Source organism: [Clostridium] scindens ATCC 35704 (assembly GCF_004295125.1).
Lineage (GTDB): Bacteria > Bacillota > Clostridia > Lachnospirales > Lachnospiraceae > Clostridium_AP > Clostridium_AP scindens.
This window is the reverse complement of sequence record NZ_CP036170.1, coordinates 1,608,296-1,634,124: the sequence shown is the minus strand read 5'-3', so window position 1 is coordinate 1,634,124 and position 25,829 is coordinate 1,608,296. Positions and strand designations below refer to the sequence as shown.

The window sequence follows — 25,829 nt, the reverse complement described above, 5'->3', positions numbered from 1 at the left end:
TTACTTATATATGTTCGGCATCTGCCATACTCAAAAAACCTGTTATTGAAACGAAGCTTGAAATTCTTCAAATTCTTTTCTGTTGATATAAGCCGTTCCGGTCTTTTCCAGATCCACCTGTACCAGTTGTGGATTATCTGCTACTTCGCAAAACGTCATGATCTGCTGATACGGCGGCGACAGTCTGTCTATCGTTATCGTCCCCAGTATCGCGCCTTCTCCCCCGGATGCAGATGCTTCAATCTTCTCTGCCTTTGTATCCGTAAACCAGCTGACGATAGAACTGTACTGTGATCCTGTAAGCATTTCTTTATCCAGATAATATCTCTGTCCGCGTGTATTACTGTTTTCAGCCGTCTCCCATTCTGCTTCAAGAACATGTACTTCTCCATTAAAATCAATCGTACATGTTTCAATAGATGGGGTTTCATAGTAATAAAGTGTCAGATCAATCAGATCTTCCGCACGTTTATCTGCAACCTTCAATATTTCTTTGCTGATCAGATAGATATTGTCCAAATAATTTGTCTTACAATATACGTAATCCCCTTCGGTATTCCCAAGGTATATGATCATCTCACTGTCATAGGTGTCATATAAGCCTATAGAAGGAAGTTCCTCTTCTGCTGCATCCAGACCACTGCTCTCTAACGTCACATCTTCATCTGTTCTTTTCAGAACATCGTTTTCTTCTATCGTATTGATCAGTTCATTCACTTTTTCCGTATCCGCAATCCATCCATAGGGCTTAAAAATATTCCAGTAAAAGTCCCCTCCAGCTCTCGGAGATTCTGAACGGTTCATGGATACGGTTCCATCTTCCGGAGAATACAGACTGATTCCTCTGATCTCATCAAACTTCACACCATTGAGTGCTACATCATAGAGCGATTCCACCATTTCCAGAATATCCTCTGTTCGCCGATAATCAATCAGACATATACTTTTCCCCTGATCCGCGGACAGATACATTCCGAGATTATCAATATCCTTCCCCAAAATATACTCATATTCCTCTCCGTCATCATAGGACACCCATACCGTATATGATGAATCATCGATCCCATATTCTTCCTTTTCATCTGCAGTTGAGGCGCTCAGCTTTTCTTCAACCTTCATATACCCCAAAGTTGCTGTATATGGTGCAAAGCGATCATTATCGTACGAGCTTCCGTCATCCCCCATCCAGGACTCTTCTTCCTTGGTAAAAATCAGGGTCTGACTATCTTTTCCACTGTTAATAGCAATAGATGTAATGTTCTCCGTCCCCTTTGTACATATCCATCCTTCACTACTGTCTGTTTTACTCCGATCATCCGCTGTCAGATAATAGATCCCACACACAATGATCAAAACAAGAACACCCGCAACAATAATCTTTCTCTTTTGTTTCATCGGCTAAGCCTCCTACGCCAGACAATCGACCCAAATATCAATATCAGAATCGGAATTACTGCGATCACCAGAACCTTCAGCCTGTAGCTTGCTGCTGTACTTGTTATATTCAGCGGTGCCGAAACCAGTGTTTTCGGCTGAATTACTACTGATTCTTCTTTTCCAGAAGTCCACGCTACAGAATCCATAAAGAGTGCAATATTTCCATCATGCTTTGCATTATCTAACGTTGATACAAAATCATTATTTCCCATCAAAAGCATTTTCGCACCTGTCTGAGAATTTTCCGCAGTTACGCCAAGCAAAAACGGTCCAGCCGTATCGCCTTCCTCTTTTTCCAGAGTTTCCGTATATGGATTCACTTTTCCATAGCTGCTCTCTGAACTGTATGCAATTGGGATTAACTCAATGTTTTCTTTATCTTCAACTGAGATTCCCCTGCATCTTGGAAGAACAACTCCCGCATCAGCTTCGATAATAGATCGAAGCGCCGGACTTTCTTCATTCAGCTCAGGCTTTATCATGATCTGACTGTTCAGATAATATTTACTATCTGCTTCAACAATCAGGTCATCTTCTAAGATCAATCCAAAATCTTCAAATAATTTCCCAAAATTTTTCAGTTCGCCGGCAAGCAGGTTAATCAGATATACCGCCCTGCCTCCGTTATCTATAAATTCTTTTGTAATCTGATACTCTTCATCTGTCAGATCTGTAGTCGGTGACAGGAACAACAGGCAATCCTTGTCAGTTAATGCTGCATTGTTATAGACCAGATCGTAAGACGCCACTTTATAACCGTCACTTTCCAGAGTATCCGCCAGATAATATTCTTCCGTTACATTCATCTCTCCATGACCTGTAACAAAGTATGCTGTCGTCTGACTTCCTCCCTGAATGGAAGCAATTGCAGCCGTTATACGCTGTTCGGCAATCATACCGGTTGCATATAACTGATCCTCACTGAGTTCCCATTCATATAAGTCCTGTCCGTTGATCACGCGGAATTCTTCACTGTTATTATCCTGTATGATCAGAGATGAAGCTTCGATACTCTCTCCATCCGTCTCATACTGCTGTAAAAAAAAAGGTTTTTCTACAGGATCAACGTTCACTGTCTTTATATGACCACTTTCCTGTTTGTAACGCTTTAATATTTCCCGAATCGTCAGGTCTTCCTGTCCGGATTGAAATGTGGTATATACCGTAATATCCTTATCTAAATCTTTCAGAAGTGCTTTTGTTGTATCTCCTATGGAATAGATCTGACTGTCTGTTACATCCCATCGAAGATTAAATTTATCCTCAATCTTCTCTGCTACCAGTGTAATTACAACTGCACATATCACTATGAGGACTACAAAACCAAGGAGGACTACATTTTTAAAACCCTTTCTGTCTTTCTGTTTCATTATTTCACCCTCCTATATTTCATAACTGCAATGCTGAAGCTGAGAAACACAACGGAAAAAGAAATATAATATATGACAGAAGCAATTCCAAAGGTTCCATACTGATATGGCTTGAATCTCTCAAACAGTGAAAACCACTGAAGAAATGAAGTTACAGTTTCCACATGTATTTTTGAGATGATCAGATCCAGACAGAGTAGGAACAACAAAATGCCGTAAGTACAGATCGCTGCCGTCAACTGACTTTCTGTTATTGAAGATGCAAACATTCCGACTGCAATAAATGCCATGCCAAGGAAGAAAAAGCCTACGTAACCATTGACAATAAGTGGTACTGATATGGTTCCATAAGTCAATAAGATTATTGGATATATCAGAGTGAAACACAGTGTAACAGCAAAAACACTTAAAGCAGCCAGAAATTTGCCGACAATAACGAACGAAAACGAGGTCTTCGTTGTCATCAGCAACTGGTCCCTCTTGATCTTCTTCTCTTCTGACAGAAGTTTCATTGTCAAAAGGGGAGAAGTCAGCAAAAATACGTAGATACAGTCATTGAGTGTCGTATTAAATTCTGCACTTAGTTCATTAATGTTATTGACAGAAAAAAACACTCCCGCCAGAAACAAAAATGCACTAACAAATACATATCCCAGCATTGTATTAAAATATTCCTGAAATTCACGTTCAAAAGTCGCTCTCATATCTTATCCTCTATTACTTGCTATACTCCGCCGATGTAAGATTCAGGAAAACATCCTCGATTTCCTCCTGTACCGGAATCATCTGAAGAAGTTCTATATGATTCGCTACCGCTGCATAGAACACTTCTTCTCTGATATCTCCCGTCTCCTTATCAAAGCCAATCTCCCAGTCACTGCAGCCTGGTTCTCCCTGGCCCTTGTATTGATATCTGCAATCAGCTATTTCCTTTAAAATGATGTCTTCAAACCGATCTTTCTGAGCTTTGACTCTTACAAATACACGATTCCTGCCCGCATGATTTAATTCTTCCATCCGACAGTCCTTGATCAGACTTCCTTTATTCAGAATCAATATTCTATCACATATCTCTGCAATCTCTGCCAGAATATGTGAACTGATGATGATCACATGCTCTTTCGCATATTCCTTTAATAATGACCGGAACTCTACTACCTGTGACGGGTCAAGGCCTACCGTAGGCTCATCCAGAATCAGTATCTTCGGTTCTCCAACCATCGCCTGTGCTATACCTACTCTCTGCTGATATCCTTTTGACAGATTTCGAATCAGCCGATTTTCCACAACATCCAGGCCTGTACGTTTTATTATGTCATCAATCGATGAAGCAGCATTTTTACCAGAAACCCTCTTTAGTTTGGCAACGTACTCCAGAAATCCCCTGACTGACATCGTGTCATAAAGAGGTGGTTTTTCCGGAAGGTATCCGATCTTGCCCTTCACTTCCTGTGGTGCTTCATCGATTGATAATCCATCAACACATACATTTCCTGCCGTAGCAGGCAAATATCCCGTCATAATATTCATGAGCGTACTTTTACCTGCTCCATTTTTTCCCAGCAAACCAATGATACTTGCGTCCTCTATCTGAAAAGACACATCATTTAAAGCAAGTTTATTGCCATAATATTTTCTAACATTCTGAAGCTCAATCATATTACACGTTCCTTTACTTCTACCAAATAGTATATCCGCCATCAATCAGGATTACTGAGCCTGTCATATATGTAGATGCATCACTTGCCAAATATACGGCTAACGGTCCAAGTTCCTCCGGCCTTCCCGGACGTTTCATCGGAGTCATGGAATTCCAGCGTCTTGCCCACTCGCCATCCTCTACATAAGTTTTATGAACCAGTTCTGTATCCATATATCCAGGTGCAATTGAATTCACCCTGATTCCGTATTTTACCCACTCAGCTGCCAGTGATTTTGTCATATGTGCAACACCGGCTTTGGAGGTATTATAGGATACCTGTCCCTGTGGATCATTTACGATAAAACCGGACATGGAAGATACATTGATAATATTTCCGCCTTTCTGCTCAATCATGATCTTTCCAACTGCCTGAGACATATACCATACGCCATTCATATTGATGTCGATTACCTTATGCCAGTGTTCAAGCGGAACATCTTCTGCATTCTCATTGATACAGATTCCTGCGTCATTCAGAAGAATATCAATATGTCCCCAATCATCATGTACTTGTTTTACTGCTTCCTGGCAGAATTCCGCAGAGGCTACATTTACCTTGTAAGCTTTTGCTTTCACCTGATACTGTTCTGCAATTTCATCTGCAGTCACAGCAGCTTTTTCTACATTCAGATCCAGAATCGCGATATCTGCGCCACAATCCGCCAGTGCCTCAGCCATCGCTCTTCCAAGTCCCTGTGCAGCTCCTGTTATCACTGCTAACTTTCCGTCCAATCTAAATAAATCTAATACATGCATCATTATTTCTCTCCTTAATCATATATTTCTGAAGATATATCATCTCCATAATATGTTCCACTTCCTGAAGAACGTAAGGTTCTATAACCTTCTATACTGGTTGTAATAACCTCGTCGCCTTCTTTCACACTGCCTTCCAGCGCCCGATATCCCACTTCAAGCGTTACTTTCAGAAGATTATCTCTGTTCCAGTAGAACAGAGCATCTACCGTCCCCGCTTCAATGGCTGTATTCATCAAATCCGGAGTACCTACCCCTACACTTACAATGTCATTTCCTGTATCCTGTATCCACTGAGAAATTCCCAGGCCATTACTGTATGAAAAAAACAATGCACCCCTCATACCATAGGTACCATATAGAGACTCCGTGATGTCATAAGCATCCTGAATGCTTGCTCCCTCCTGAAGCCTGGAGGCCGGAAGCATCTGAAGATAAGTATTTTTCTGTTGATTGACACAGGCTGTCTCTTCCTGCATTACAATATCTGAATCTTTCGCTGGCACAATCGTCACATATTCACCGGATTGTCCCACCAAACCGGCGAATACGTCCATCATAGATGAACCCAGTTTCTGATAGTCACACGGCTGTACCGTATAGTCCGCCTCCAGTCCCTCTGCTCCCTGCATCGCAACTACCACACTGCCCTGTGATTTTGCATAATCAAGAACCGAATACAACTCGTCATCACCTAATGGTTCCACAACGATAAGATCCCATTTATTTTTTCTGATTGAATCTTCAAGAACTTTCTGCTGCTCCCAGACCGTCGACATCTCGGGTGCAACAATCTCTATAGAAATACTCTTTTCCTCTGCCCACTGTTTTGCTGCTTTCTCTGAATCATCATAATCCAGCGCATTCTGACCGCCAAGTACGACCAGAACATCCGCATCCTTGTTGCCACATCCACTTATCAGACAAACAGACAATATCAGCAGTGCACATAACCCCATGTACTTGTATATAGTCCTCACATTATCGCCTCTTCCCGACATCAGCAATTATCCATACTGATTTAACAGCGGAACGGAGAGAAAAGATTATTTAGAATATATTTGAATGTATTTGAATATTTACAGACTGTTGTATAATTTATACCAATGTATACCTTATTCCGGCATTTTCAATGATTCGGATCCATTCATCCGATAGATTTTTGTCTGTAATAATTAAATCAAATGCAGTGATTTCGCATATAAAATTCTCATAAACCTGTCCAAACTTACTTGAGTCAACAAGAAGTATTTTCTCCATACTTGCTTTCAGTATTTCTCTCTTGCTTTCGACTTCATAGGTGCTGGTACATGTAGCTCCCAGAGAGTCATGTATCCCTGCTGCGGAAACAAATACTTTTCTTGCTCTCGTTCTTCGAATCAATTCCAGACTCTCCCTGCTTTCAAACATCAATGTCTGCGGGTGAAAGTAACCACCGCCAAAAATGAGTGAAATATTCGGTTTCCCGTATAAGTGATTCAGAATATTAATGTTATAGCATAACACCGTTACATTAATATCTTCCGGGAAATGCGCTGCAAGCCTTTCCGTTGTGGTTCCATTGTCAATGATGACAATATCACCGTCTTCAATCAGCCCTGCCGCATACAAACCAATCTTGTCTTTCGTACTGTAATTTTCCGCACTGGCATCATTCAAATTATAGATTTTGTTTTCTTTTTTCGTTGCATTTGCAAACACGATTCCTCTGATGTTCTGTACAAACCCCTGCTGCTCTAACTCCTGGATGTCCCGTCGGATTGTCAATTCAGACACCTTGCAAATTCCCGATAATTCCCTGATTGATATTCTTTCTTTTGAATTCACCAGGTTTAACAATTCATTTCGTCTTTTTTGCTTCTTATCCATAGATTATTAATCTCCTTTTCATGTGATAAAGCAGGTTTAATTCACACCGTTTTTCATTATCACACAAAAAATTGATTTTGCAAAGATATTATTCCCATTATTTGCCAAAAAACCGCCAAAACATCCTATTTGCGCCTACCATTTGCGCTTTATGCATGTACGCCTCGCTTTAATACACACAAGGCGTACATGTTCATCTGCAGCTGTTTTATCTCTTGTCAGCAGTATTGTTAACTGCATTCAGGAATCTGCGCTGATATGTAATAATCTGTGGTGATGAAGTATACTGTGCAAAATAAATTGGTTCTGTTGTGATTACAATCTTATCAAGCACATCTCTAAATTCATCTTCAACAAGCAGCTTATCAAGTTCCGGATACTCTCTTGTACCTGCAATAGAACAGATAATAAGTCTCGTATCTTCAAGATTGCTATCACGCAGCATACGAAGGTTATGACGTACACCGTCCATTCCATCAAATCCTCTTACATTATCAAAATCTCTGTAAGTCAGTGTTTCACGTGCAATCTTCTCAACTTCTGCAAGATCAGCATCTTTTGCTGATTCCGGAAGGAAGTCAACGTCAACAAAGTAACTGCGAAGATTTTTCAGGAACTGAAGATCTCTTGTTGAATCAAATGCAGAAAGCATTCCCTTTACATAAGTACTGGTCAGCATTCTCTTATTGATAAAACTGTTGATGAAGTAGGGCTTAGCCTGCAAAGCCATGCCAGTCTGCCATGGTTCAAACATCAGTGTATAGTTAACACGGAAGCCTTTTTCTTTCAGCTTCAATGCAAGATTGTGGCTGTAGAAGTAGTCTTCTGTTGTTCCAGCATTGTGTGCAACCGGCATCTTTTTGTTGCCTTCAATCAGATAATGTGCATTATCTCTGTTAACAACACCTGTATGTGGAACCTTAATTACTACACGATACTCTGAAAGCATCTCTTTAAAATGTTCTGCCTCTTCCAGAAGCTGATTGATATCAGCAAACGGATCATTAAATTCAACGCTGATATCACATCCAGGTCCAAGAATATTGCCGATTTCCTGCATTACTTCATCACGGTTTTTAAATTTATTTCCAATATTCTCTTTCGGGTTATTAATGAAGAGGTCATAAATGATTCCCGGATTACATGTCAGGTTAGCGATCAGATCCTTCATCGGAGCAACTTCATACGGATTTGCCGTATCTGCTGAAAACAGGAATGGAGTTGGTCTCTTAATACCATTCTTGCCATATGAGATATCTCTCTTTAAGTCGATTATCAGCTGCTTGTTTTCAGATAAGTTGTATTCTACACGGAATCCAGCAGGTGTCTCTCCTTCCGGTACCTTAAAAAGATCAATTACCTTTTTAAACTCAGGAGTTACACCGATGTATTTTACCTCGTTGGATAAGAACTTATACTCTTCAAAATCCAGTTCTTCATTAATCGCACGGCTGATGTATTTCTCATCACCGTCTACGCATTTTACTTTGTCACCCAGAAGGGAATTCAGGAAATAATGTACGTTATACATTGCTGTCATCCTCCTTATTTCTCTATTGTTTTCAGATAATCTTCATACTGCTGAGTCAGGATACCTGCACTTCTTGTTCCGCAAAGGCTAACTCCCATATGTTCGAACATGAACAATGTTGCCGGAAGTGCAAATGTTCTCGGAACTCCAGATACTTTAATCTTAGTGTTGCCGGACAGGTTCTCTTTCATGATCTGAACATGTTTCATATCTGGGAATGCCTGTGTTCCTGTTGCTGTTTTTACGTATGTAATGTCATGAGCACAGCATATCTTTGTCAGCGTTGCGATCTCTTCATCACTGAGGAATCCAACTTCGAAGATCAGTTTGCTGTCACAGTTTGCTGCATTACACACATCTGCAAAAGTCTTTACTTCATCTTCAACCAGTTTCAGATTTCCATCTTTCAGTGCACCAACGTTGATAACCATATCACAAGCGGAGCAACCTGCATTTAACATCTCATCTACTTCCAAGTATTTTACCTTTGAAATGGCTGTACCATATGGAAATCCAATAACAGCACTGTGTCCAACACCTGTTCCTGCCAGCTCTCTGCGAGCCACATCAATCCAGCATGAATTCACATTTACTGAATTCACCTGATACTTTGCTGCTGTAGCACAAGCCTCAACTACTGCTGCTTCCTGCACATTTGGTGCTAATAGTGCTAAATCAAAATGTTTTGCAAACTCTCTTACCGTTAACATAATTACCCTCCTTTTTATGTTTATTTTTTTCCTCTGTTATGTTTCATATTTTATCATTTTATTGTTAATATGTCAACATTTTCTGAACATATATTATCATTTTGTTTTAAAACTTATCGTACTTAATTCTGTATTGAACATATATTATCATTTTGAATTTGTAGAAAAATGAAACTTTTAAATTGCTATATACAATAACGACATTCCAAAAAAACACCTGCCGCACTACATTTCATAGTGTAGCAGGTGTTCCCGACTCAGACCAGTCTCCTGTGACCTTATATATTCTGTTGAATTGTTTTTAACACTCTGACTACATCTCTTGCCGAAGAGCCGATGTTATTTACGATTTTTTCAACATTCACCTTGTTCCCCCTCCTAAGCAGCATAATCTGCGGCAAATATGTAGGTAGCCTTGCCAAAAGTGATATGGCATTCATTTCATTTTTCATATCACTTTTCATTTCGCCTTTAGTACTGCTTTTCATATCACTCTCTTGTTAAGGGTTATGCTGCGGCGGAACTCGTTCTGTTCAATCAGGTATTTCGGCAACTCATCATGCAGTTTGCTCTTTTGATCCGCATCAAGATAGGGATGTGCTCTTCGCTCCGGATCAGATCGGCATTGGCGTAAGTATCGGTTGTCCCGGCAATCTCGAAACTCTGCGGCTGATACGGGAAGTCCGGATTGCTTCCCCTCACCTTATCAATCACGGTCTTTCGGCTCTAAATGTAGTCATTCAGTATCTTCTTGTCCAATACGCAACATCCCCTTATACCTGATATACTCCTCTACCGTCTTATGCTCCATCTTCCTGCCCTGGCTCCTGATCACTAGCCTTGCCTAGAAGGATAACTCCCCAGGGGCTAGGCTGGCCGGCGTATCCGCTCCCTTGCCTTTTCCCCGGGATCGCTGTTCCGATCGCTCTCAAGCGTATGCCTGTCCCTCTTCTGCCTCTTCAATCTATCATCTCCATTCCCTTCGTTTGTTCTGTTTGCCTTTTCAGGCTTGTCGTATTATAATAATTGTGTTGCCAGTACATGGGCCTGATTTATACCACCAATTTATCTGCAGGCCGGCTGGCTATTTTTTGTTATCTAAACGCCCATTTTATAAATAGCACTTTCCAACTGTCTCGCATACAATATATAGATTTTAAAATAAAGGAGAAACCTATATGAGTATGCCAAAAATTGAATGTGAGCACATTGACAAATGCTGCGCTGCATCTTCCCTTCTCCAGTCTATTGCCCTGGAAGAAACCGCCATATCCCACATTCTAAACGCTGAAGGAGAAAAACTTCAAAAAGGAATTTCTCTCAGCTGCAATTTAAAAGAATTGATCGAAATCAACAAATCTGTTGAAAATATGGTCGATAAACTTATCACCCTCGAAACCGTCTTGAAGACAAAACTGGATTTGATAAATCCGATTCTTGATAACTGTGATAAGCCACATCACAAGCCAGAATGTGAATCTTAAACTGTAGGGCTACTGTGCCCTACTTACATACATTTTTTCTTTCGCAACGATAATCGCTTAGGCACTAAATACTTGCCATTTTCAATACTCCTTTTATTCTCTAAATACCTATCACTTTATCCTCTCATTCAACATATCATATACCAAAATGCTTTTAAGGTACTTCCCATCATGAATAACTGTGCGGATTTATATTTTCTCTCTATAATTGCCTGTAAACTTTCCGAATGTCTTTCCGAAGATGAACTTTCTGTACTTGCTACCAGTCTCACAGCACTTGGAGATATGCTAGGAGTTATTATCGCTAGACAGGCAGCGTGTAAAAATAAAGATTAGGTATGACATGGTTCTGGTAGTATAAGCGTATCTTCCGACTCCTTAAACCTCATTACCTTTACTGAATATCACAAGTCACAAGATATATTCCAACCTCTGGTATCCGCTCCGTTACCGGAATCCATCTCTTTCCATTAGTTCCTTTATTGCATTTTCAAACGTTCTGATTCTAACCAGAGTCTCATGCTTTGGTTTTTTACCATGCTCTCTTTTTAATTCATTTTCCATAAATCTTAGATTATCCACTGTTCTACTCAATTTCATGTTCCACCTCCACTAAATATAAGCTTAGTTCTAATTTTCACTCTTTTTCACCCCCCGCATATTTTAAATAAAAAAGGATTTTAGAAATGACTGATAATTTTAATGATTCATCTTGGGAAAATAACCGCAGACGCAACTGCAATCCTTGCCATGACCGTGACCGCTGGGACAGATGTGACCGCGATGACCGTGGCCACTGGGGCAGATGTGACCGCGATGACCGTGACCGCTGGGGCAGATGTGACCGCGATGACCGTGACCGCTGGGGCAGATGTGACCGCTATCGGTCTTGGTAATGATATTGACGGGGCTGTTTCGGCAGCTCCGTTTTTTTCCCCCAATCAAACTTCCCGAAACCTATTACACAAATCTCATCTGACCTGTTTTTTCCTCGAATATCCTCATGTTTCCATTTCGCTTAGTTACACATAACTCTGGCAGGTTCGCTTTAACCAGTGCGGCTGGAATTGGTGGACATACCGCATTACCGCACCGCTTTACCTGCTCTGACCTTGGATAGGTCTTGCCTGTATAATCACGGTCAATTATATAATCATCCGGAAATCCCTGGCATCCATATAGTTCGCGGTTCCAGCATCCGCAAACTAATATCAGCTATCTGGTAATCTACACCTTCGATAGTGACTAGTCCGAACCTATCCTTGGCTGTTATGGTCCCATGATGTTACCGTTGGTAACGCGGTCTTACTGTCGCGGATGTTTTTATCCTTTGGCTTGCCGCCCTTAGCCTTTGAAAAATGCTTGCAGTCTGGTGAAAACCATGCCAATCCCACCGGACTACCATTGCAGACCTTTACTGGATCCACGTCCCAGACGTTCTCACAATAATCCCTTGTATTAGGATGATTTGCCTTATGCATCCGTATAGCCTCCGGGTCGTGATTTATTGCAATGTCAACACTATATCCCGTTGCCATCTCTATGCCAGTCGATGCTCCGTTTCCTTTCTGTTATTTAATTAAACCCTAAGTTAATCCACCTTCTACCTTCACTTTCACAACCTATTCCCCTTTATCATATTTTAAAAGAAAAAGGAGATTTCAAAATGTATAATCAAAATTATTGCAAAGACCAGAAACATGTTCATGAACTGACCGGAAGCACAAAAATTTTTAATGAATGCGGCGATTGCCATAATCATAGATTCTGTACCGTAACCGGCGAGGCTATCTACCACAATGAGCATGACCACTTCCATGAAGTGAAATTCCGCACCGACTTCTCAGACGAACATTTCCATGAATTCTGCGGGAAAACCTCCGGCGCAATTGACGTAGGAAACGGCAAGCATGTTCACTTCATCAAAGACTTTACCGAAGAGGAAGATAACCATAAGCATAAATTTCAGGCTGCAACGCTTATCGACAGTCCTATCGACTTCGAGTGCAAATAGTCTATGGATACCCCGGAACTATTCCGGGGTATTCCGCATATCTCATGATCTCCCCCTCTTTTTTTCGCTTCTCGCGCCTCTTGTTGGCCTGCGTGTACAGCTCGTAGTTCCAGGCAAGGCCGCTATTAGGCTATATCTTCTTAATCCGTTCGATCGCACGGACTGTATTTTCATAAGATCCAAAGGCAGTGAGACGGAAATATCCCTCGCCGCTTGGCCCGAACCCGGAGCCCGGCGTTCCTACCACATTGGCCCTTTCCAGCAGATAGTCAAAGAATTCCCAGGAAGTCATCCCTTTCGGCGTCTCCAGCCAGATATACGGCGCGTTCACGCCTCCTGACACGTTGTAACCTGCCTCCTTAAGCCCTTCGTAGATGACGGCGGCATTCTTCATATAATAGGCAACCTGTTCTTTTAACTGTGCCTTTCCGGCTTCGGAATACACTGCCTCCCCGGCCTTCTGGACAATATATGGGGCGCCGTTATACTTGGTTCCGTGCCGTCTCGCCCACAGGGAATGCAGCATCACGTCTTTGCATATCAGATCCTTAGGAATCACGGTAGCCCCAAGCCTTACGCCTGTGAATCCGGCATTCTTGGAGAAGCTTCGAAGCTCAATCGCACAGGTTCTTGCGCCTTCACACTCATAGATGGTATGCGGCACGTCCGCTTCACTAATGTATGCTTCATAGGCCGCGTCATAGATGATGACTGCGCCCGCCTTATTGGCATAGTCCACCCATTCCTGCAGCTGAGCCTTGGTAATGGTAGATCCGGTAGGGTTATTCGGGAAGCACAGATAGATGATATCCGGCGTTTCTTTCGGCAGCTGGGGCGCAAATCCGGTCTCTTTCGTACAAGGCATGTAGATCACATCGCTCCATGTCTCCGCTTTCTGGTCATAGACTCCGGTACGCCCGGCCATTACGTTCGTATCTACATAGACGGGATAGACCGGGTCGCATACGGCAATCTTATTATCCTTCGCGAATATTTCCTGGATGTTTCCGGAATCGCATTTCGCTCCGTCTGAGATGAATATCTCGTCTGCCTTTATATCGCATCCCTTGTCCTGGTAATCATTCTTTGCCATGGCGCTTCTTAGGAACTCGTATCCCAAGTCCGGGGCATATCCATGAAAGGTCTCTGCATGGGCCATTTCATCTACCGCGCCGTGGAGGGCGTCAATGATCGCCGGCGCCAACGGCTGAGTCACATCGCCGATTCCAAGCCTGATAATGTCCTGATCCGGATTGGCTTCCTGAAAAGCCGCCACTTTTTTGCCAATCGTGGAAAAGAGGTAACTTCCTGGTAACTTCAAGTAATCATCATTTACTTTAAACATCTTCCCGTCTCCTTTTTTATAATGTTTGTCTGTTTATATTGCAATCTCCCCGTCGTATACAACGGTGGCGGGCCCGGTCATATAGACTCTGCCAGCCTCCTGATCCCACTCGATCAAGAGGTCTCCGCCCAGCAGCTTCACGGTAACCTGGTCTTCCGTCATCCCGTTTAATATGCTGGCTACCGCCACTGCGCAGGCGCCGGTTCCACAGGCTAGAGTCTCGCCGGAGCCTCTCTCCCACACGCGCATCTCTACGGTCTTGCGGTCCAGAACCTTGGTGAACTCCGTATTGACTCTTTTTGGGAACCTCTCATGATTCTCGAATTTGGGGCCTACATGTTCGATTTTCACTCCTTCAAGATCCTTCACATAGACGACTACATGGGGATTGCCCATGGAAACCCCGGTCATCCGGTATTCCATGCCTCCCACGATGATCGGCTCGTTCACCACGCGCTCTTCATCTGATACGATAGGAATTCGTTCCGGCTTAAGTTCTGGTTTTCCCATATCCACTTTTACAAGAGCGACCTTGCCATCCTTGACGGTAAGATCCAGATATTTGATGCCTCCCAGGGTCTCCACAGATATGCTGGTCTTATCCGTAAGCCCATAATCATACACATACTTCGCCACGCAGCGGATGCCGTTGCCGCACATCTCCCCCCTGGATCCATCCGCATTATACATCTCCATCTCAAAATCCGCTACTTTGGATGGATTGATCATGATCAACCCATCCGAACCAATCCCAAAGTGTCTGTCGCTTACGAACCTGGCCACCTCGGATGGATGTTCCACCTTCTCTTTGAAACAATTCACATAGACATAATCGTTCCCCAAACCATGCATTTTTGTAAATCTCATACCAATACTCTCCTTTATGACTACTCTTCTTATTCGGCCATGATGCTTAGCACCATTTGGGCCGTCTCTACCATATTCGTCCCGCTGTCCATACTGCTCTTTTGCAGATATCTGTGGGCCTCTTCCTCCGACATGTTGTTGCGCGCCATTAGCAGTTCTTTCGCCTGCCTGATCACTTCCTACTGCCTGGGGTCTCTGGTTTTTCGTTCCAGCTTGCGCTTTCTTCTCCTTTGCCCTATATTGCGAAGCATCATATCCATGGTATTCATCAGATCATATGCCTTAACAGGCATTGACAGCCCTACAATGCCATTGATCATGCCTGTGCTCCATTTATCCGCAGATGCGATCAGAAGCATCTCGAATTGCTCCGGAAGATATTCCCGCAGTTCCGTATACATCATATCTTTTAACTTATAACCGCATACCACGATTCCTTCATCCAAGGCATCCGCATAGTTCAGTGCCTGGGCGCCTGTGGTACACGCTCCTGTCACATCCATGCCGCCGCGAACCAGCAGGTTCCGAATATTGGCTGCATTGCCCTTATTGGGAAATACGACAATAATACCTACCAAGCTGACACCTCCTGTTTTGCTCCTTGTCTACGTGTTCCAACAGGAATGTCTACAGGCGGTGCAGGTATCTGCTTATCTCCCAATCCGTGACCTGGGCGCGGTAATCTGCATATTCTCTTGTCTTCGCCTCGATATATTTCTTAGACAGATCTTCTCCCAGCACGCTTTGTATGAATGCATCCTTCTCAAATTCCCTGGCCGCTTCCAGAAGGCTTCCCGGAAGCATCTCTATCCCGGAAGCCTTCCTCTCTTCTTCGGACATCTCATAGATGTTGCAGTCAACGCTCTTGGGCGGCATGATCTCATTTTGGATTCCCTCAAGCCCTGCCGCCAGGCAAACCGCCAGCGCCAGATATGGATTGGCCGATGGGTCAGGGCTTCTGAGTTCGACTCTTACGGCATCTCCCCTGGTATCGGGGATCCGGATCAGCGGCGTCCTGTTCCTGGCTGACCAGGCAATGTACACTGGAGCCTCGTAGCCTGGAACCAGGCGTTTATAAGAATTGACCACCGGATTGGTGATAAAGCAGATGGCCTTCATATGCTTCATAAGTCCGCCGATGAACCAATAGGCTTCCTTGCTTAATCCTGCGGGATCTTTTGAATCATGAAATATGTTGATGCCGTCTTTTCTCATAGACATATTAATATGCATTCCTGAGCCATTTATACCGGACTTTGGCTTCGGCATAAATGTAGCATGCAGTCCATGGCGCCTGGCAATGGTCTTTACGACCAACTTAAAAGTCATAATACTGTCCGCTGAAGCCAATGCCTCGTCATAGTGGAGATCAATCTCGTGCTGCGCGGGAGCGGATTCATGATGGGATGCCTCGATCTCATATCCCATATCCTCCAGCGTCAGCACCATATCACGCCGCGCATTCTCTCCTAAGTCCAGAGGCCCGAGATCGAAATAGCCCGCGCTTTCATGGGTCACAGTCGTTGGCAGTCCATCGTCATCCGTATGGAACAGGAAGAATTCACATTCCGTCCCCACATCGAATTCGAATCCCATTGACTTTGCCTGGAACATTACCTTTTTCAGCACATATCTGGGATCACTTTGAAAGATGGTTCCATCCGGCTTATATACATCACAGATCAGACGGGCTACCTTCCCTTGCTGAGGCCTCCATGGAAATATTTCAAAGGTATCAAGATCCGGGTATAGATACATGTCAGACTCTTCAATCCTCGCAAAGCCTTCGATTGAGGCCCCGTCAAACATAATCTGATGATCCAGCGCCTTTTCCAGCTGGCTGGCAGTGATCGCGACGTTCTTCATGACTCCGAAGATATCTGTAAACTGAAGGCGTATGAAGCCCACATCTTCTTCCTCTACTATTCTTAAAATATCTGCTCTCGTATAATAATTCATTGCCTCAACCTCCTGATATATGTATTTTTTCAGAACCTGCCTTCCTTTATTAGTTACTTTCGCATATAAAAATGGGCGTTCTCATGCCATGATGAAAACGCCTTTGTTTTACAATATTAAATTATAGATAGAAAAAGGCACTTTGTCAACGTGACAAAATGCCAAACATTCCTGTAGGATTTGCCTTATTCTTCGTCATCCAGCCAGTACCGATCGTCCAATTGGTTATATTCCATATTATATGACTTTTGAGGAAGAAAGGAAAGCCTTTCGATTGAAAAAGCCCGCACACTTTGCTAAAATAGGAATACTAGGATCGCGCAATGAAAGGAGTTGTCATATATGGGCGTTGCAATACCAATTGAAACCAGCGCGCGGCATATCCATATGTGCCGCAATGACTTTGAAGCACTGTTCGGCGAGGGCAGCGAACTGACCTACAAAGCCGACTTAAGCCAGCCCGGGCAGTTCGTGGCCAAGGAGCGGCTGAGCGTCCGGGGGCCGAAAGGCTCGTTTGAGAATGTTGCCATACTGGGGCCTTTCCGCAAGGAGACCCAACTGGAGATATCTATGACGGACAGCCGCAAGCTTGGGGTTCCGGGAATCATACGCCAGTCCGGGGATACGAAAGACACGCCCGGCTGTACCTTGATGGGCCCGAAGGGCAGCATCGAACTGGACCACGGCGTCATCGTGGCCAAAAGGCACATCCACATGACGCCTGTACAGGCTGTCCAGATGAATGTAAAAGACAATGACGAGGTGTTCGTGATCATGGAAAGTTATGAGCGATCCCTCATCTTTGCGGATGTCATCGTCCGCGTCAGTCCCCAATTTGCGCTTGCCATGCATGTGGATACGGACGAAGCCAATGCATTTGCCAATGAGAATCATCCCACCGGCGTTATTCTCAAACTTTTCGGAGGCAGAACCTATAACCTTCAGAAATGGGCTGAGGAACTGCAAAGCGGCATCCATCGGCTATAGTTTCGCAGTCAGCGTCTTTGCGCTTACGCCTTCCAGCATGCCCAGCTTCCCGGACAGAGAACTGGTGGCATCGCCTGGCGCGTCCAGCACGACGCTGATAATGGAGACGCCACGGTCCCTATAGGGAATTCCCATACGTCCCACGATATACTCACGGAATTCATGGAGCAGTTCATTGACTGCCCCGATGGATTCCTCTTCTTTTATAATAATGCTGATTACAGATACTCTGTTATCCATAGCCATCCTTCTTTCTCTTCTGTCATCTGCCCGCTACATGGCGTCTACGATCTGCTGCGCGAAAGCTGCCAGTTCCTCCGCCCGTTCCTGCTTCAGCGTAGACTTGATCGACAGCTGCATGTCCAGAATGGTCATATCTTTCATTTCTTCCAGCATCTTAATCATCTGCTTTCCTGCCGAAGGCGCCCAAGTCCCGTTATCCATCACCGCTACCGTACGTTTCTTTACAGACAGGGCCTTCATATCCGCAAGCAGATTCTCCATCGGAGGATAGATTCCGCCATTATAGGTAGAGCATGCAAATACAAGATGGCTGCAGCGGAATATCTCCGCGATCAGGTCGGAGACATGGACGGTGGATACGTCATAGACTGAGATATTCTTAACGCCTTTTTCAGCCAGACGCAGTGCCAGTGCATTCACTGCCTGCTCTGTATTTCCATAGATTGATCCATAGATGATCGCCACTTCCTGATCTTCCGGCTCATACTTGCTCCACTTGTCGTACTTGTCAATAAAGTAGGAAAGATCGGTCCTCCAGATCGGCCCGTGAAGGGAACAGATCATCCGGATATCCAGCGCAGTCGCTTTCTTAAGCAGCGCCTGTACCTGCAATCCATATTTTCCAACGATATTCGCATAGTATCTTCTGGCATCCCAAAGCCAGTCTTTTTCAAAATCTATCTCATCATTAAATATATTGCCGTTCAACGCGCCGAACGTTCCAAACGCATCTGCTGAGAATAATACCTTGTCCTTTTCATCATAAGTCACCATGACTTCCGGCCAGTGAACCATAGGCGCCATCAAAAAGCGCAGCGTATGGCTTCCGGTATTGAGCTCGTCCCCTTCTTTCACCAGAACCGTTCTCCCCTCCGTGCTGATATCAAAGAACTGGCCGATCATCTGCATTGTCTTCTGATTTGCAACCACCTCCATATTCGGATATCTGCGCATTAGTTCCTCGATGTTGGCACAATGGTCCGGCTCCATATGCTGGATTACGAGATAGTCTATGCTTCTGCCCTCCAGCGTGTAATCCAGATTCTCAATAAATTGATGGGTTACGGATGCGTCAACCGTATCCATCAGAGTAACCTTCTCATCCATAATCAGATAAGAATTATAGGATACGCCTCTGGGTATCGGAAACAAGTTCTCAAAAAGAGCAAGCCTTCTGTCGTTGCACCCTACCCACCTAATGTCTTCAGTTACCTTTCTTGTACTCTGCATGTCTCTATAATCCTCCTATCATATAATATTGTACCAAAATTTGTCTATCATATACTGTCATGCAGCCGCCTTCTATCCAGGCGGCGCAGTTCTATTATAACATAGTTCATTTTCAATAATCAGAGAAATTAGGGCGTGGACCATCAATTTTTTTGCATATAATCCACAATCAGATCCAGGACGCGCTTCCAATCAGATATACGGCTGCGTAATAAAGGATAAGCAGGATGGCTCCGTAAGCGTTCTGCCGGATATCCTTCACCGTGCGCCACGCGATCATACAATCCGATGCCAGGAACAGAAATGCCCCTGCCATCAGAAACGCACCCTCCCTGCCACCTGTGGGCCAGCCCGACGTCACGGCCATCGATACCATGAATCCCAGAACCGCCATATAAAGAAACGCCGGAACCTTAAGTTCATCCAGGCCCGCAATCTCATGCCGGAACATTCCTATGACAGCCACATATATGGCCAGGAAAAGCAGCAGCGTGCCTGGAGTGGGAGGGGACTTGAGCCAAAAGGCGGCGATAAAGCACAGGTGTCCTGTCCCGAATATGCCGATCCCTCCCACCATCCTTATCTCCAGCACTACATCGGCAATCATGCATAATACGAGCCCAGCCACAATCAGCCATCCGGCGGTATCCTGACTTTGCACTGCGCCGTACAGGCCTGCGGTAACCGCCATGGAAGTGGCAAGGGCTTTGCACGCCAAAGCCCGGCTCCTGTCCCGTTCCCGCAGGCAGGCATAGGCAATTCCAAACAGGATCATTACTATGATGGTCATATACTCCATGTATCGTTTCTCCTTCCTGTATGCCCAGGCATACCGTACACTAGTCCTTTATCTGTCGTCCCGTCACATCCATATGGTAATTATCTTTATAAATCAGTTGGGATACTGGAACGATCTGATAGCCCTTGTCTTCTAGTCCGATAATCAGCTGCTCTAACGCGTCCGAAGTATATTTCGCACCGTTATGACAAAGGATGATGGCCCCGTTCCTTAATTCTTTGTTCTTTAGCACCATATCGAGGATGCTGTTTACACCATAATCCTTCCAGTCCAAACTGTCAACCGACCATTCTACCGGAAAATATCCACAGTCCTTCGCTGTCAGGACCAGATTGTCATTGTATTCTCCGTAAGGCGGACGGAACAGCTGCATATCCACTCCGGTCAACTGCTTTACCTTTTCATGGACCGTCATGATTTCTGTCTTCTGTTCCTCTACAGATAACTGTGCCATGTTCTTATGATTCTCGCTATGGTTTCCAAGATCATGGCCTGCTGCCTGGATTGCCTTTACATCCTCCGGATACTTTTCCACCCAGCCTCCAGTCATGAAGAAGGTCACGTGTAGTCCATGCTTTTTCAATATCTCCAGAATCTTCTGCGTATCATCATTGCCCCAAGCGGCATCGAATGAAAGGGCAACCTTCTTCTCCTTTGTCTCCACCGAATAGATGGGCAATTCTCTTCCGTTTACATTGCTGGAGACCGTTACATATCCGGATATATATTTGTACGACCCTGCCAGGGCCACCGTCAGCACCAATGCCAGAACGCTTCGGTTCTTCCATTTTCTTTTTTTCTCTTCCTTCATATGATAAACTCCAGAACATATGCCTTTATTGATAATATATGTTCCGGAGTTTCGTCCTACTTCATAAATAAATATTTATTATGGAAGATATCCCTGCAGGATGGCCGCGCTCTTATCCACTACGTAGCCGCTTCCGCCCCGGTCCTTTACATCCTCCACCATGCTCATAAGAAGTACTGGCTTCTGTGCGGCGGCATCTTCTGTAAATACGCCGAACCATCCAAGTTCCGTGCCCGTCGTATCGTTCTGGTCTGCCTTGATCTCGGCAGTTCCCGTCTTGCCCGCCAATGCGATATCTTCCCTGTGCGCCCCGTACCCGGTTCCTTCCGGGGTATTGACCACCTTTTCAAGCGCAGTCTTCACTCTGGAGGCCGCGTCGGATGAAAACGCCTGGGATATCCATACTTCGCTCTTTGGCGTCTCGCTGTAGGTGAGATAAGGCCGGATCACATTGCCGTCATTGAGGATGGAAGTATATAAGGTGGCAAGGTGCAGTGGGTTGATAAGAATCTGTCCCTGCCCGTAGCCGCTGTCCGCCAGCTGTATCTCAGAATCGATGGTTCCCCCGTCGTTGGCGTACTGGGATTGGGACATCTTGATCTCAAATGGCAGTTCCTGGCCAAATCCCAGCAGTTTCAGCGACTTCATCAGATTGTCCGCACCGATATTTAAGGCAGCCTTGGCAAAATAGATGTTGTCTGAATAAATCAGCGCGTTTTCCAGATTCACAGGAGAATACTCATGAAGCGTCGTTACATGGTAATCCCCCCAACTCTCATCCTTCTGCCAGCTAAGCCCCTCGCTTCCATAGTCCTCTTCCGGATTGATGGTTCCCGTGGTAAGGCCAATTCCCGCCGTGATCGGCTTGAAGGAAGATCCTGGGCACCATACCTGGCGGAACCGGTTATACAGCGGCTTATTCTCATCATTGTTCAGCTGATCCCAACGCTCGCCTGACATGCCAAGAATAAATTCATTATCATCATAAGCAGGCGTGCTGACCAGTGCAAGCACTTCTCCGGTAAACGGGTTCATGGCCACCGAGCAGCTCTTATCTTCCCTGAACTGGTCATAGACGAGCCCTTGCAGATCCGAATCAATGGTCAGCCGGATATTCTCTCCATCCTGCTTATCCACGGATGCAACTACGTTCTTTTCCACACCATCCTCCGTCATAATAGAGATCTTGACACCGTTCTCGCCTTTGAGTTCCTTCTCATACAGTCCTTCGATCCCGCTCTTGCCGATGACGCTTGAACTGGTATAGCCTTCTCCTTTATGTTCTTCCAGATCCTCTGCCGTCACGCTCTGCACGTAGCCGATCAGATGTGCTGCCTTTTCTCCCAGAGGATAGGTCCTTACTTCCGTATCATTGATCAGAACCCCTGCAATCGTCAGAAGCTGCTCCGTCAATTCCTGGCTTTGCTGGCTGTTCAGGGTTTTTAATGGCACGAAAGAGTCAGGCGTAACCCATGCTGCCGATAACTGGCTGTTAATCTCCTCTTCTGTCATTCCCAGAAGCCCGGCCAGCTGGGCGATATCCGCTTCTTTGTTCTCGGACATCTTTCCTGGCACCAGCCCGACGGACGGCGCTGTACCAGGACCTGCCAGCATGTTGCCGTTACGGTCCAGTATCTGGCCTCTGACCGCCTGGCTGGTGGATACGGACACCTTATCCGTATCCTTCATATCCGGGAAAATCAGGCTGTCATCCCAGGAGAGTTTGAACTCATCAAAGTAGGAGTCTCTGGTACACATCGCCTGATTTTCAAACTCGATCTTTCCTGCCACGCTGTCCATAGATGCCAGGTATGATACCTTCTCCCCTCCATCCGCCTTCTTCGCATCCTTTACGCTGATCTTCACATTCTTTGCTTCAATACCTTCGTATATTTTTTGATTCCGGGTAACAAAGTCTTTTTTAGAGATATTGGCCTTGCTCTCCTCATCCAGCATGCCATACATCTTGTCATAAGCGCCTTTTTCAATACATGCAAAATAATCAGCCAGCAGTTCATCCGGCTTTCCCGCATCAAAGGGCCTTCTTACCAGCACGACTGCCACGGCTCCTACGATCAGCAGGATCAGTATCGCGGCCATTGTTCCTATAATCTTTTTACGTTTCATGAATACCTCCTTAGAACACTTATACTCAGATACATATTTGTATACATCTTACAACTGTAGGAATTGAAAGTCAATTTATTTCGCTCTTTTTTTATTTGGTGCTATAATAGCGTTGCAGGCCGGCTTACAGATATACCCGTCCATAAGAAATATATGATAAAAGGAGCAGCCATTATGAAAGTATTTGTACTCTTGAAAATGCCAGCCTTGCAAAAGGCTATGAATATATCAGCATTATCACCGCCAAGATTGACGCCATGCTAGTCCAGAGATTCCACGACTTAAGCGTCCGAATGTATTGTAGCTTTTTATGTATTCTTGTAATTCAAGATAAACATGGTGGACAGTACCAGCACGAATCCCACTACGTCTATGGCCTGGAAGGTAGTTCCAAGGAAAAGGGCTGCCAGCACCGTTGCAGCCACCGGCTCTACGCTGGATAGCAGGCCCGCGTAGACCGAGCCTATGCTCTTTAAGGATGCCAGGTAGAAGCAGAATGGGAAGATGGTTCCAAGAATCACGATAGACAGGAATGCGACTATTACCTGCCAGTCAATCTGGATCGTCATCCTCCACGGCCTGGTTACGACCATTAAGACCGCTCCGCCAATCATCATTGCCCAGGCACACACCATCTCCGCCGGATGCTTCTTAAGAAGCGGGCCGGGAATCACGCCATAGAAGCAAGTGGTAAGCGCCACCAAAAGCCCTATGACGATTCCCTTGGGCGAGATGGACATGGCGTGGATATTGCCATGAGTCGCCACCAGGAAGATTCCTGATACGGAGCATAGTACCGCGATGATCTCCTTTGCCTTCGGCGCGACTCTGTAGATCACCGCAAAATATAGGATCAACATTGCCGGATTAAGATACTGGAAGATGGTTGCCGTACCTGCGTTCGTCTCCTGGACGGCCGCAAAAAACGTGTACTGCATGCCCATCATTCCCAGAACAGAAAATGCGATCTGGCGGATCGCCTCATTTCTGTCTTTCCATATCTCAACCGGATTCTGCTTCTTGAACACTACCGCATACAGAAACAGCAGGATACCCGCCATCACCAGACGGTAAGGCACCAGCCATCCTGATACGACTCCTTTGCTCTCAAATAAAAACTGGGCGATCGGGCTCGACGCCCCCCACAAAAGCCCCGCCATAAATGCGGCAATATAGCCCTTTCTTCTCTCCATAGTCTCATTCCCTAACCTTTTACTATCTATTTTCTCATTCGTCATTGGCATTCAGCCAATCTTTCAGCAGCTTGATGTACTGCTCATTTTCTTCTACAAAGCACATATGACGGCAAGTGCGGAACAACTCCCATCTGGATTCAGGGATTCTGTCATACATATACTTGGCAATGTATGGCGTGCAAAGATCATCCCCTCCGCTTACAATCAGCGCTGGTGTCTTGATATCCCTTAACTTTTCCGGCACGTCATTCCCTGGCGTTTCCGCCGCATGGCGGCGCATATATTCCGCCCTAGGACTGTCCCAACAGACAAAGAGATCCTGTATTCTTCCGGTTCGCCGTTATACCAGCAGAACTTATGGTTCTTCGTAGGCGGCAGTACGCGGATGACTTTTTTGGCAGTTCTAGCATCCTGTCACTCCTCCTTGTCTTTTTTGTTCTTCCCATTCTTCTCTGGTTATATAAGTAATATACTCTGTCCGAATGTCATCCATCAGAGGCCAGAGTTTGTCCTTTTCCATATGATGGGAATGAAATCCGCATTTTTCCTGTACCCGCTTCGACTTTTCATTGCCTTCAAAATATCCGCACCAGATCGTCTTAAGCCTTAGATCCTCAAATCCGTGCCGCATGATTTCTTTCGTAGCCTCTGGAATCAGTCCCTGTCCCCAGTAGGGTACTCCAATCCAATATCCTATCTCGGCTTCTTCCGGTCCTAGATCCATATTGCTGGCAGCCCCTGCCGTCAGTCCAATACTTCCCACCGGCAGGTTCGTTTCTTTTAATACCACAGCATAGATTCCGGGCGCGGACAGCACCGTTCTGATTATCTCCCGGCTGTCCTCTATGCTGGTATGTATCGGCCACCCTGCGATAGGCCCCACTTCGGGGTCCTTCGCATATTTATATAATTCTTCCGCATCTGACTCCCTCCAAGGCCGCAGGAATAGACGTTCGGTTTCCAGGATGCCTTCGCAGCAACCCCCGCATCTTGATTCATACATCTTCTTATCCCTTCCTCTCTTTCTTTGTCAGGTCGTAACTCTCCCCGATCATCCTTCTGATCTCTTTTTCCGGAATCGTTCCATCCAGAATGATCGAATTCCAGTGCGCTTTATTTAAATGGTAGGCCGGAACCACAGAATCGTAGGCCGTCCTCCAGAAGTCTCTCCACTGGGGATCACATTTTACATTGACCCACACATAGCCCTCCCTGTCAAATATCCAGGCAAATACCTTCCGATTCTCTCTGTGGCGGATCACGCACCAATTCTTATCCCGGAAAGGATAATCCTCATAGACGCTCTTATATGTCAGACAGTGGGAGATAACGTCTTTTCTCTCCGTCACCTTTCAACACCTCCCCGTTATTTCCTCCCGTTTTCCATAAGCC

30 protein-coding genes and 1 pseudogene are annotated in these 25,829 nt (G+C 45.0%); 5 read left to right on the top strand and 26 right to left on the bottom strand.

The features are described 5' to 3' along the window. Positions 1-42: 42 nt before the first annotated feature. The 11 genes from HDCHBGLK_RS08425 to HDCHBGLK_RS18780 form a co-directional block, all read right to left on the bottom strand. Positions 43-1,395, bottom strand: a complete 1,353-nt coding sequence (locus tag HDCHBGLK_RS08425; protein ID WP_004608488.1) for a DUF4340 domain-containing protein — start codon at positions 1,393-1,395, stop codon at positions 43-45. After that, positions 1,392-2,807, bottom strand: a complete 1,416-nt coding sequence (locus HDCHBGLK_RS08420) for a GldG family protein (RefSeq protein ID WP_004608489.1) — start codon at positions 2,805-2,807, stop codon at positions 1,392-1,394. The genes HDCHBGLK_RS08425 and HDCHBGLK_RS08420 overlap by 4 nt, the downstream gene beginning before the upstream one ends. Next, a complete protein-coding gene (locus tag HDCHBGLK_RS08415; protein ID WP_004608490.1) occupies positions 2,807-3,511 on the bottom strand; it encodes an ABC transporter permease in 705 nt (234 codons plus the stop codon). The genes HDCHBGLK_RS08420 and HDCHBGLK_RS08415 overlap by 1 nt, the downstream gene beginning before the upstream one ends. Positions 3,512-3,524: 13 nt before the next feature. Continuing rightward, positions 3,525-4,466: an ABC transporter ATP-binding protein gene (locus tag HDCHBGLK_RS08410; protein ID WP_009249034.1), complete on the bottom strand. Its 942-nt coding sequence runs from the start codon at positions 4,464-4,466 to the stop codon at positions 3,525-3,527. A gap of 19 nt (positions 4,467-4,485) precedes the next feature. Beyond that, positions 4,486-5,268, bottom strand: a complete 783-nt coding sequence (locus tag HDCHBGLK_RS08405; protein ID WP_004608492.1) for an SDR family oxidoreductase — start codon at positions 5,266-5,268, stop codon at positions 4,486-4,488. Between the two features lie 11 nt (positions 5,269-5,279). Then, positions 5,280-6,245, bottom strand: coding sequence for a substrate-binding domain-containing protein (locus tag HDCHBGLK_RS08400; protein ID WP_009249036.1), 966 nt, complete (start codon positions 6,243-6,245; stop codon positions 5,280-5,282). Positions 6,246-6,363: 118 nt separating this feature from the next. Then, a complete protein-coding gene (locus HDCHBGLK_RS08395) occupies positions 6,364-7,134 on the bottom strand; it encodes a DeoR/GlpR family DNA-binding transcription regulator (RefSeq protein ID WP_004608494.1) in 771 nt (256 codons plus the stop codon). A 208-nt stretch (positions 7,135-7,342) separates the two neighbouring features. Then, positions 7,343-8,665: a beta/alpha barrel domain-containing protein gene (locus tag HDCHBGLK_RS08390; RefSeq protein ID WP_009249037.1), complete on the bottom strand. Its 1,323-nt coding sequence runs from the start codon at positions 8,663-8,665 to the stop codon at positions 7,343-7,345. A 14-nt stretch (positions 8,666-8,679) separates the two neighbouring features. After that, a complete protein-coding gene (gene deoC / locus HDCHBGLK_RS08385) occupies positions 8,680-9,375 on the bottom strand; it encodes a deoxyribose-phosphate aldolase (RefSeq protein ID WP_004608496.1) in 696 nt (231 codons plus the stop codon). 278 nt (positions 9,376-9,653) lie between these two features. Next, entirely contained in the window at positions 9,654-9,863 is a 210-nt protein-coding gene (locus tag HDCHBGLK_RS08380) for a hypothetical protein (RefSeq protein ID WP_004608498.1), read from the bottom strand. A gap of 49 nt (positions 9,864-9,912) precedes the next feature. Then, on the bottom strand, positions 9,913-10,089 hold the full coding sequence (locus HDCHBGLK_RS18780; RefSeq protein WP_004608499.1) for a hypothetical protein: 177 nt from the start codon (positions 10,087-10,089) through the stop codon (positions 9,913-9,915). 464 nt (positions 10,090-10,553) lie between these two features. Between HDCHBGLK_RS18780 and HDCHBGLK_RS08375 the strand changes: the two genes are divergently transcribed. Together HDCHBGLK_RS08375 and HDCHBGLK_RS20185 are read left to right on the top strand one after the other, a co-directional pair. After that, on the top strand, positions 10,554-10,859 hold the full coding sequence (locus HDCHBGLK_RS08375; RefSeq protein ID WP_004608502.1) for a hypothetical protein: 306 nt from the start codon (positions 10,554-10,556) through the stop codon (positions 10,857-10,859). 171 nt (positions 10,860-11,030) lie between these two features. Then, positions 11,031-11,195 carry a DUF6774 domain-containing protein gene (locus HDCHBGLK_RS20185; protein WP_368444949.1) on the top strand — a complete coding sequence of 55 codons (165 nt, stop codon included), beginning with the start codon at positions 11,031-11,033 and terminating at the stop codon, positions 11,193-11,195. Between the two features lie 111 nt (positions 11,196-11,306). Here the strand turns inward: HDCHBGLK_RS20185 and HDCHBGLK_RS18955 are convergent, their stop codons facing one another. Next, complete coding sequence (locus tag HDCHBGLK_RS18955) at positions 11,307-11,459, bottom strand: hypothetical protein (protein WP_004608504.1); 153 nt, start codon at positions 11,457-11,459, stop codon at positions 11,307-11,309. 86 nt (positions 11,460-11,545) lie between these two features. On the opposite strand from HDCHBGLK_RS18955, the gene HDCHBGLK_RS18775 reads away from it, so the two are divergent. Beyond that, positions 11,546-11,755: a hypothetical protein gene (locus HDCHBGLK_RS18775; protein ID WP_154648395.1), complete on the top strand. Its 210-nt coding sequence runs from the start codon at positions 11,546-11,548 to the stop codon at positions 11,753-11,755. Between the two features lie 360 nt (positions 11,756-12,115). On the opposite strand, the gene HDCHBGLK_RS19360 is transcribed toward HDCHBGLK_RS18775, so the two are convergent. Beyond that, positions 12,116-12,340, bottom strand: coding sequence for a hypothetical protein (locus HDCHBGLK_RS19360; protein WP_039910089.1), 225 nt, complete (start codon positions 12,338-12,340; stop codon positions 12,116-12,118). Positions 12,341-12,525: 185 nt separating this feature from the next. On the opposite strand from HDCHBGLK_RS19360, the gene HDCHBGLK_RS08360 reads away from it, so the two are divergent. Continuing rightward, positions 12,526-12,873, top strand: coding sequence for a YmaF family protein (locus HDCHBGLK_RS08360; RefSeq protein ID WP_009249041.1), 348 nt, complete (start codon positions 12,526-12,528; stop codon positions 12,871-12,873). A 130-nt stretch (positions 12,874-13,003) separates the two neighbouring features. Here HDCHBGLK_RS08360 and HDCHBGLK_RS08355 read toward each other — a convergent pair whose 3' ends face one another. The 4 genes and pseudogenes from HDCHBGLK_RS08355 to glnA form a co-directional block, all read right to left on the bottom strand. Further along, positions 13,004-14,218, bottom strand: a complete 1,215-nt coding sequence (locus tag HDCHBGLK_RS08355) for an LL-diaminopimelate aminotransferase (RefSeq protein WP_004608509.1) — start codon at positions 14,216-14,218, stop codon at positions 13,004-13,006. A gap of 33 nt (positions 14,219-14,251) precedes the next feature. Then, the gene (gene dapF / locus HDCHBGLK_RS08350) at positions 14,252-15,085 is read right to left on the bottom strand and encodes a diaminopimelate epimerase (RefSeq protein ID WP_004608510.1); all 834 of its coding nucleotides are present in this window, start codon (positions 15,083-15,085) and stop codon (positions 14,252-14,254) included. Between the two features lie 29 nt (positions 15,086-15,114). After that, positions 15,115-15,663 (bottom strand): annotated as a pseudogene (locus tag HDCHBGLK_RS08345) (ANTAR domain-containing response regulator). A gap of 49 nt (positions 15,664-15,712) precedes the next feature. After that, positions 15,713-17,044 (bottom strand): type I glutamate--ammonia ligase, encoded by a 1,332-nt coding sequence (glnA, locus tag HDCHBGLK_RS08340; protein WP_004608513.1) that lies wholly within the window; start codon positions 17,042-17,044, stop codon positions 15,713-15,715. A gap of 342 nt (positions 17,045-17,386) precedes the next feature. Between glnA and HDCHBGLK_RS08335 the strand changes: the two genes are divergently transcribed. After that, entirely contained in the window at positions 17,387-18,031 is a 645-nt protein-coding gene (locus HDCHBGLK_RS08335) for a PduL/EutD family phosphate acyltransferase (RefSeq protein WP_004608514.1), read from the top strand. On the opposite strand, the gene HDCHBGLK_RS08330 is transcribed toward HDCHBGLK_RS08335, so the two are convergent. The 9 genes from HDCHBGLK_RS08330 to HDCHBGLK_RS08285 all read right to left on the bottom strand — a co-directional run bounded on the left by HDCHBGLK_RS08330 (position 18,026) and on the right by HDCHBGLK_RS08285 (position 25,786). Then, complete coding sequence (locus tag HDCHBGLK_RS08330) at positions 18,026-18,271, bottom strand: TM1266 family iron-only hydrogenase system putative regulator (RefSeq protein WP_009249045.1); 246 nt, start codon at positions 18,269-18,271, stop codon at positions 18,026-18,028. The genes HDCHBGLK_RS08335 and HDCHBGLK_RS08330 overlap by 6 nt on opposite strands. 33 nt (positions 18,272-18,304) lie before the next feature. Then, positions 18,305-19,504 carry an FprA family A-type flavoprotein gene (locus HDCHBGLK_RS08325; RefSeq protein WP_004608516.1) on the bottom strand — a complete coding sequence of 400 codons (1,200 nt, stop codon included), beginning with the start codon at positions 19,502-19,504 and terminating at the stop codon, positions 18,305-18,307. A gap of 169 nt (positions 19,505-19,673) precedes the next feature. Next, positions 19,674-20,303, bottom strand: a complete 630-nt coding sequence (locus HDCHBGLK_RS08320) for a lysoplasmalogenase (RefSeq protein WP_004608517.1) — start codon at positions 20,301-20,303, stop codon at positions 19,674-19,676. Between the two features lie 40 nt (positions 20,304-20,343). Continuing rightward, positions 20,344-21,114, bottom strand: coding sequence for a polysaccharide deacetylase family protein (locus HDCHBGLK_RS08315; RefSeq protein ID WP_004608518.1), 771 nt, complete (start codon positions 21,112-21,114; stop codon positions 20,344-20,346). A 78-nt stretch (positions 21,115-21,192) separates the two neighbouring features. Further along, entirely contained in the window at positions 21,193-23,241 is a 2,049-nt protein-coding gene (locus HDCHBGLK_RS08310) for a penicillin-binding transpeptidase domain-containing protein (RefSeq protein ID WP_004608519.1), read from the bottom strand. A gap of 308 nt (positions 23,242-23,549) precedes the next feature. Next, positions 23,550-24,434, bottom strand: a complete 885-nt coding sequence (locus HDCHBGLK_RS08300) for a DMT family transporter (protein WP_039910093.1) — start codon at positions 24,432-24,434, stop codon at positions 23,550-23,552. A 34-nt stretch (positions 24,435-24,468) separates the two neighbouring features. Next, the gene (locus HDCHBGLK_RS08295) at positions 24,469-24,717 is read right to left on the bottom strand and encodes an alpha/beta hydrolase family protein (RefSeq protein ID WP_004608521.1); all 249 of its coding nucleotides are present in this window, start codon (positions 24,715-24,717) and stop codon (positions 24,469-24,471) included. A 123-nt stretch (positions 24,718-24,840) separates the two neighbouring features. Continuing rightward, the gene (locus HDCHBGLK_RS08290; protein WP_004608522.1) at positions 24,841-25,440 is read right to left on the bottom strand and encodes a GNAT family N-acetyltransferase; all 600 of its coding nucleotides are present in this window, start codon (positions 25,438-25,440) and stop codon (positions 24,841-24,843) included. Positions 25,441-25,444: 4 nt separating this feature from the next. After that, complete coding sequence (locus HDCHBGLK_RS08285) at positions 25,445-25,786, bottom strand: MmcQ/YjbR family DNA-binding protein (RefSeq protein WP_004608523.1); 342 nt, start codon at positions 25,784-25,786, stop codon at positions 25,445-25,447. Positions 25,787-25,829: the final 43 nt, after the last annotated feature.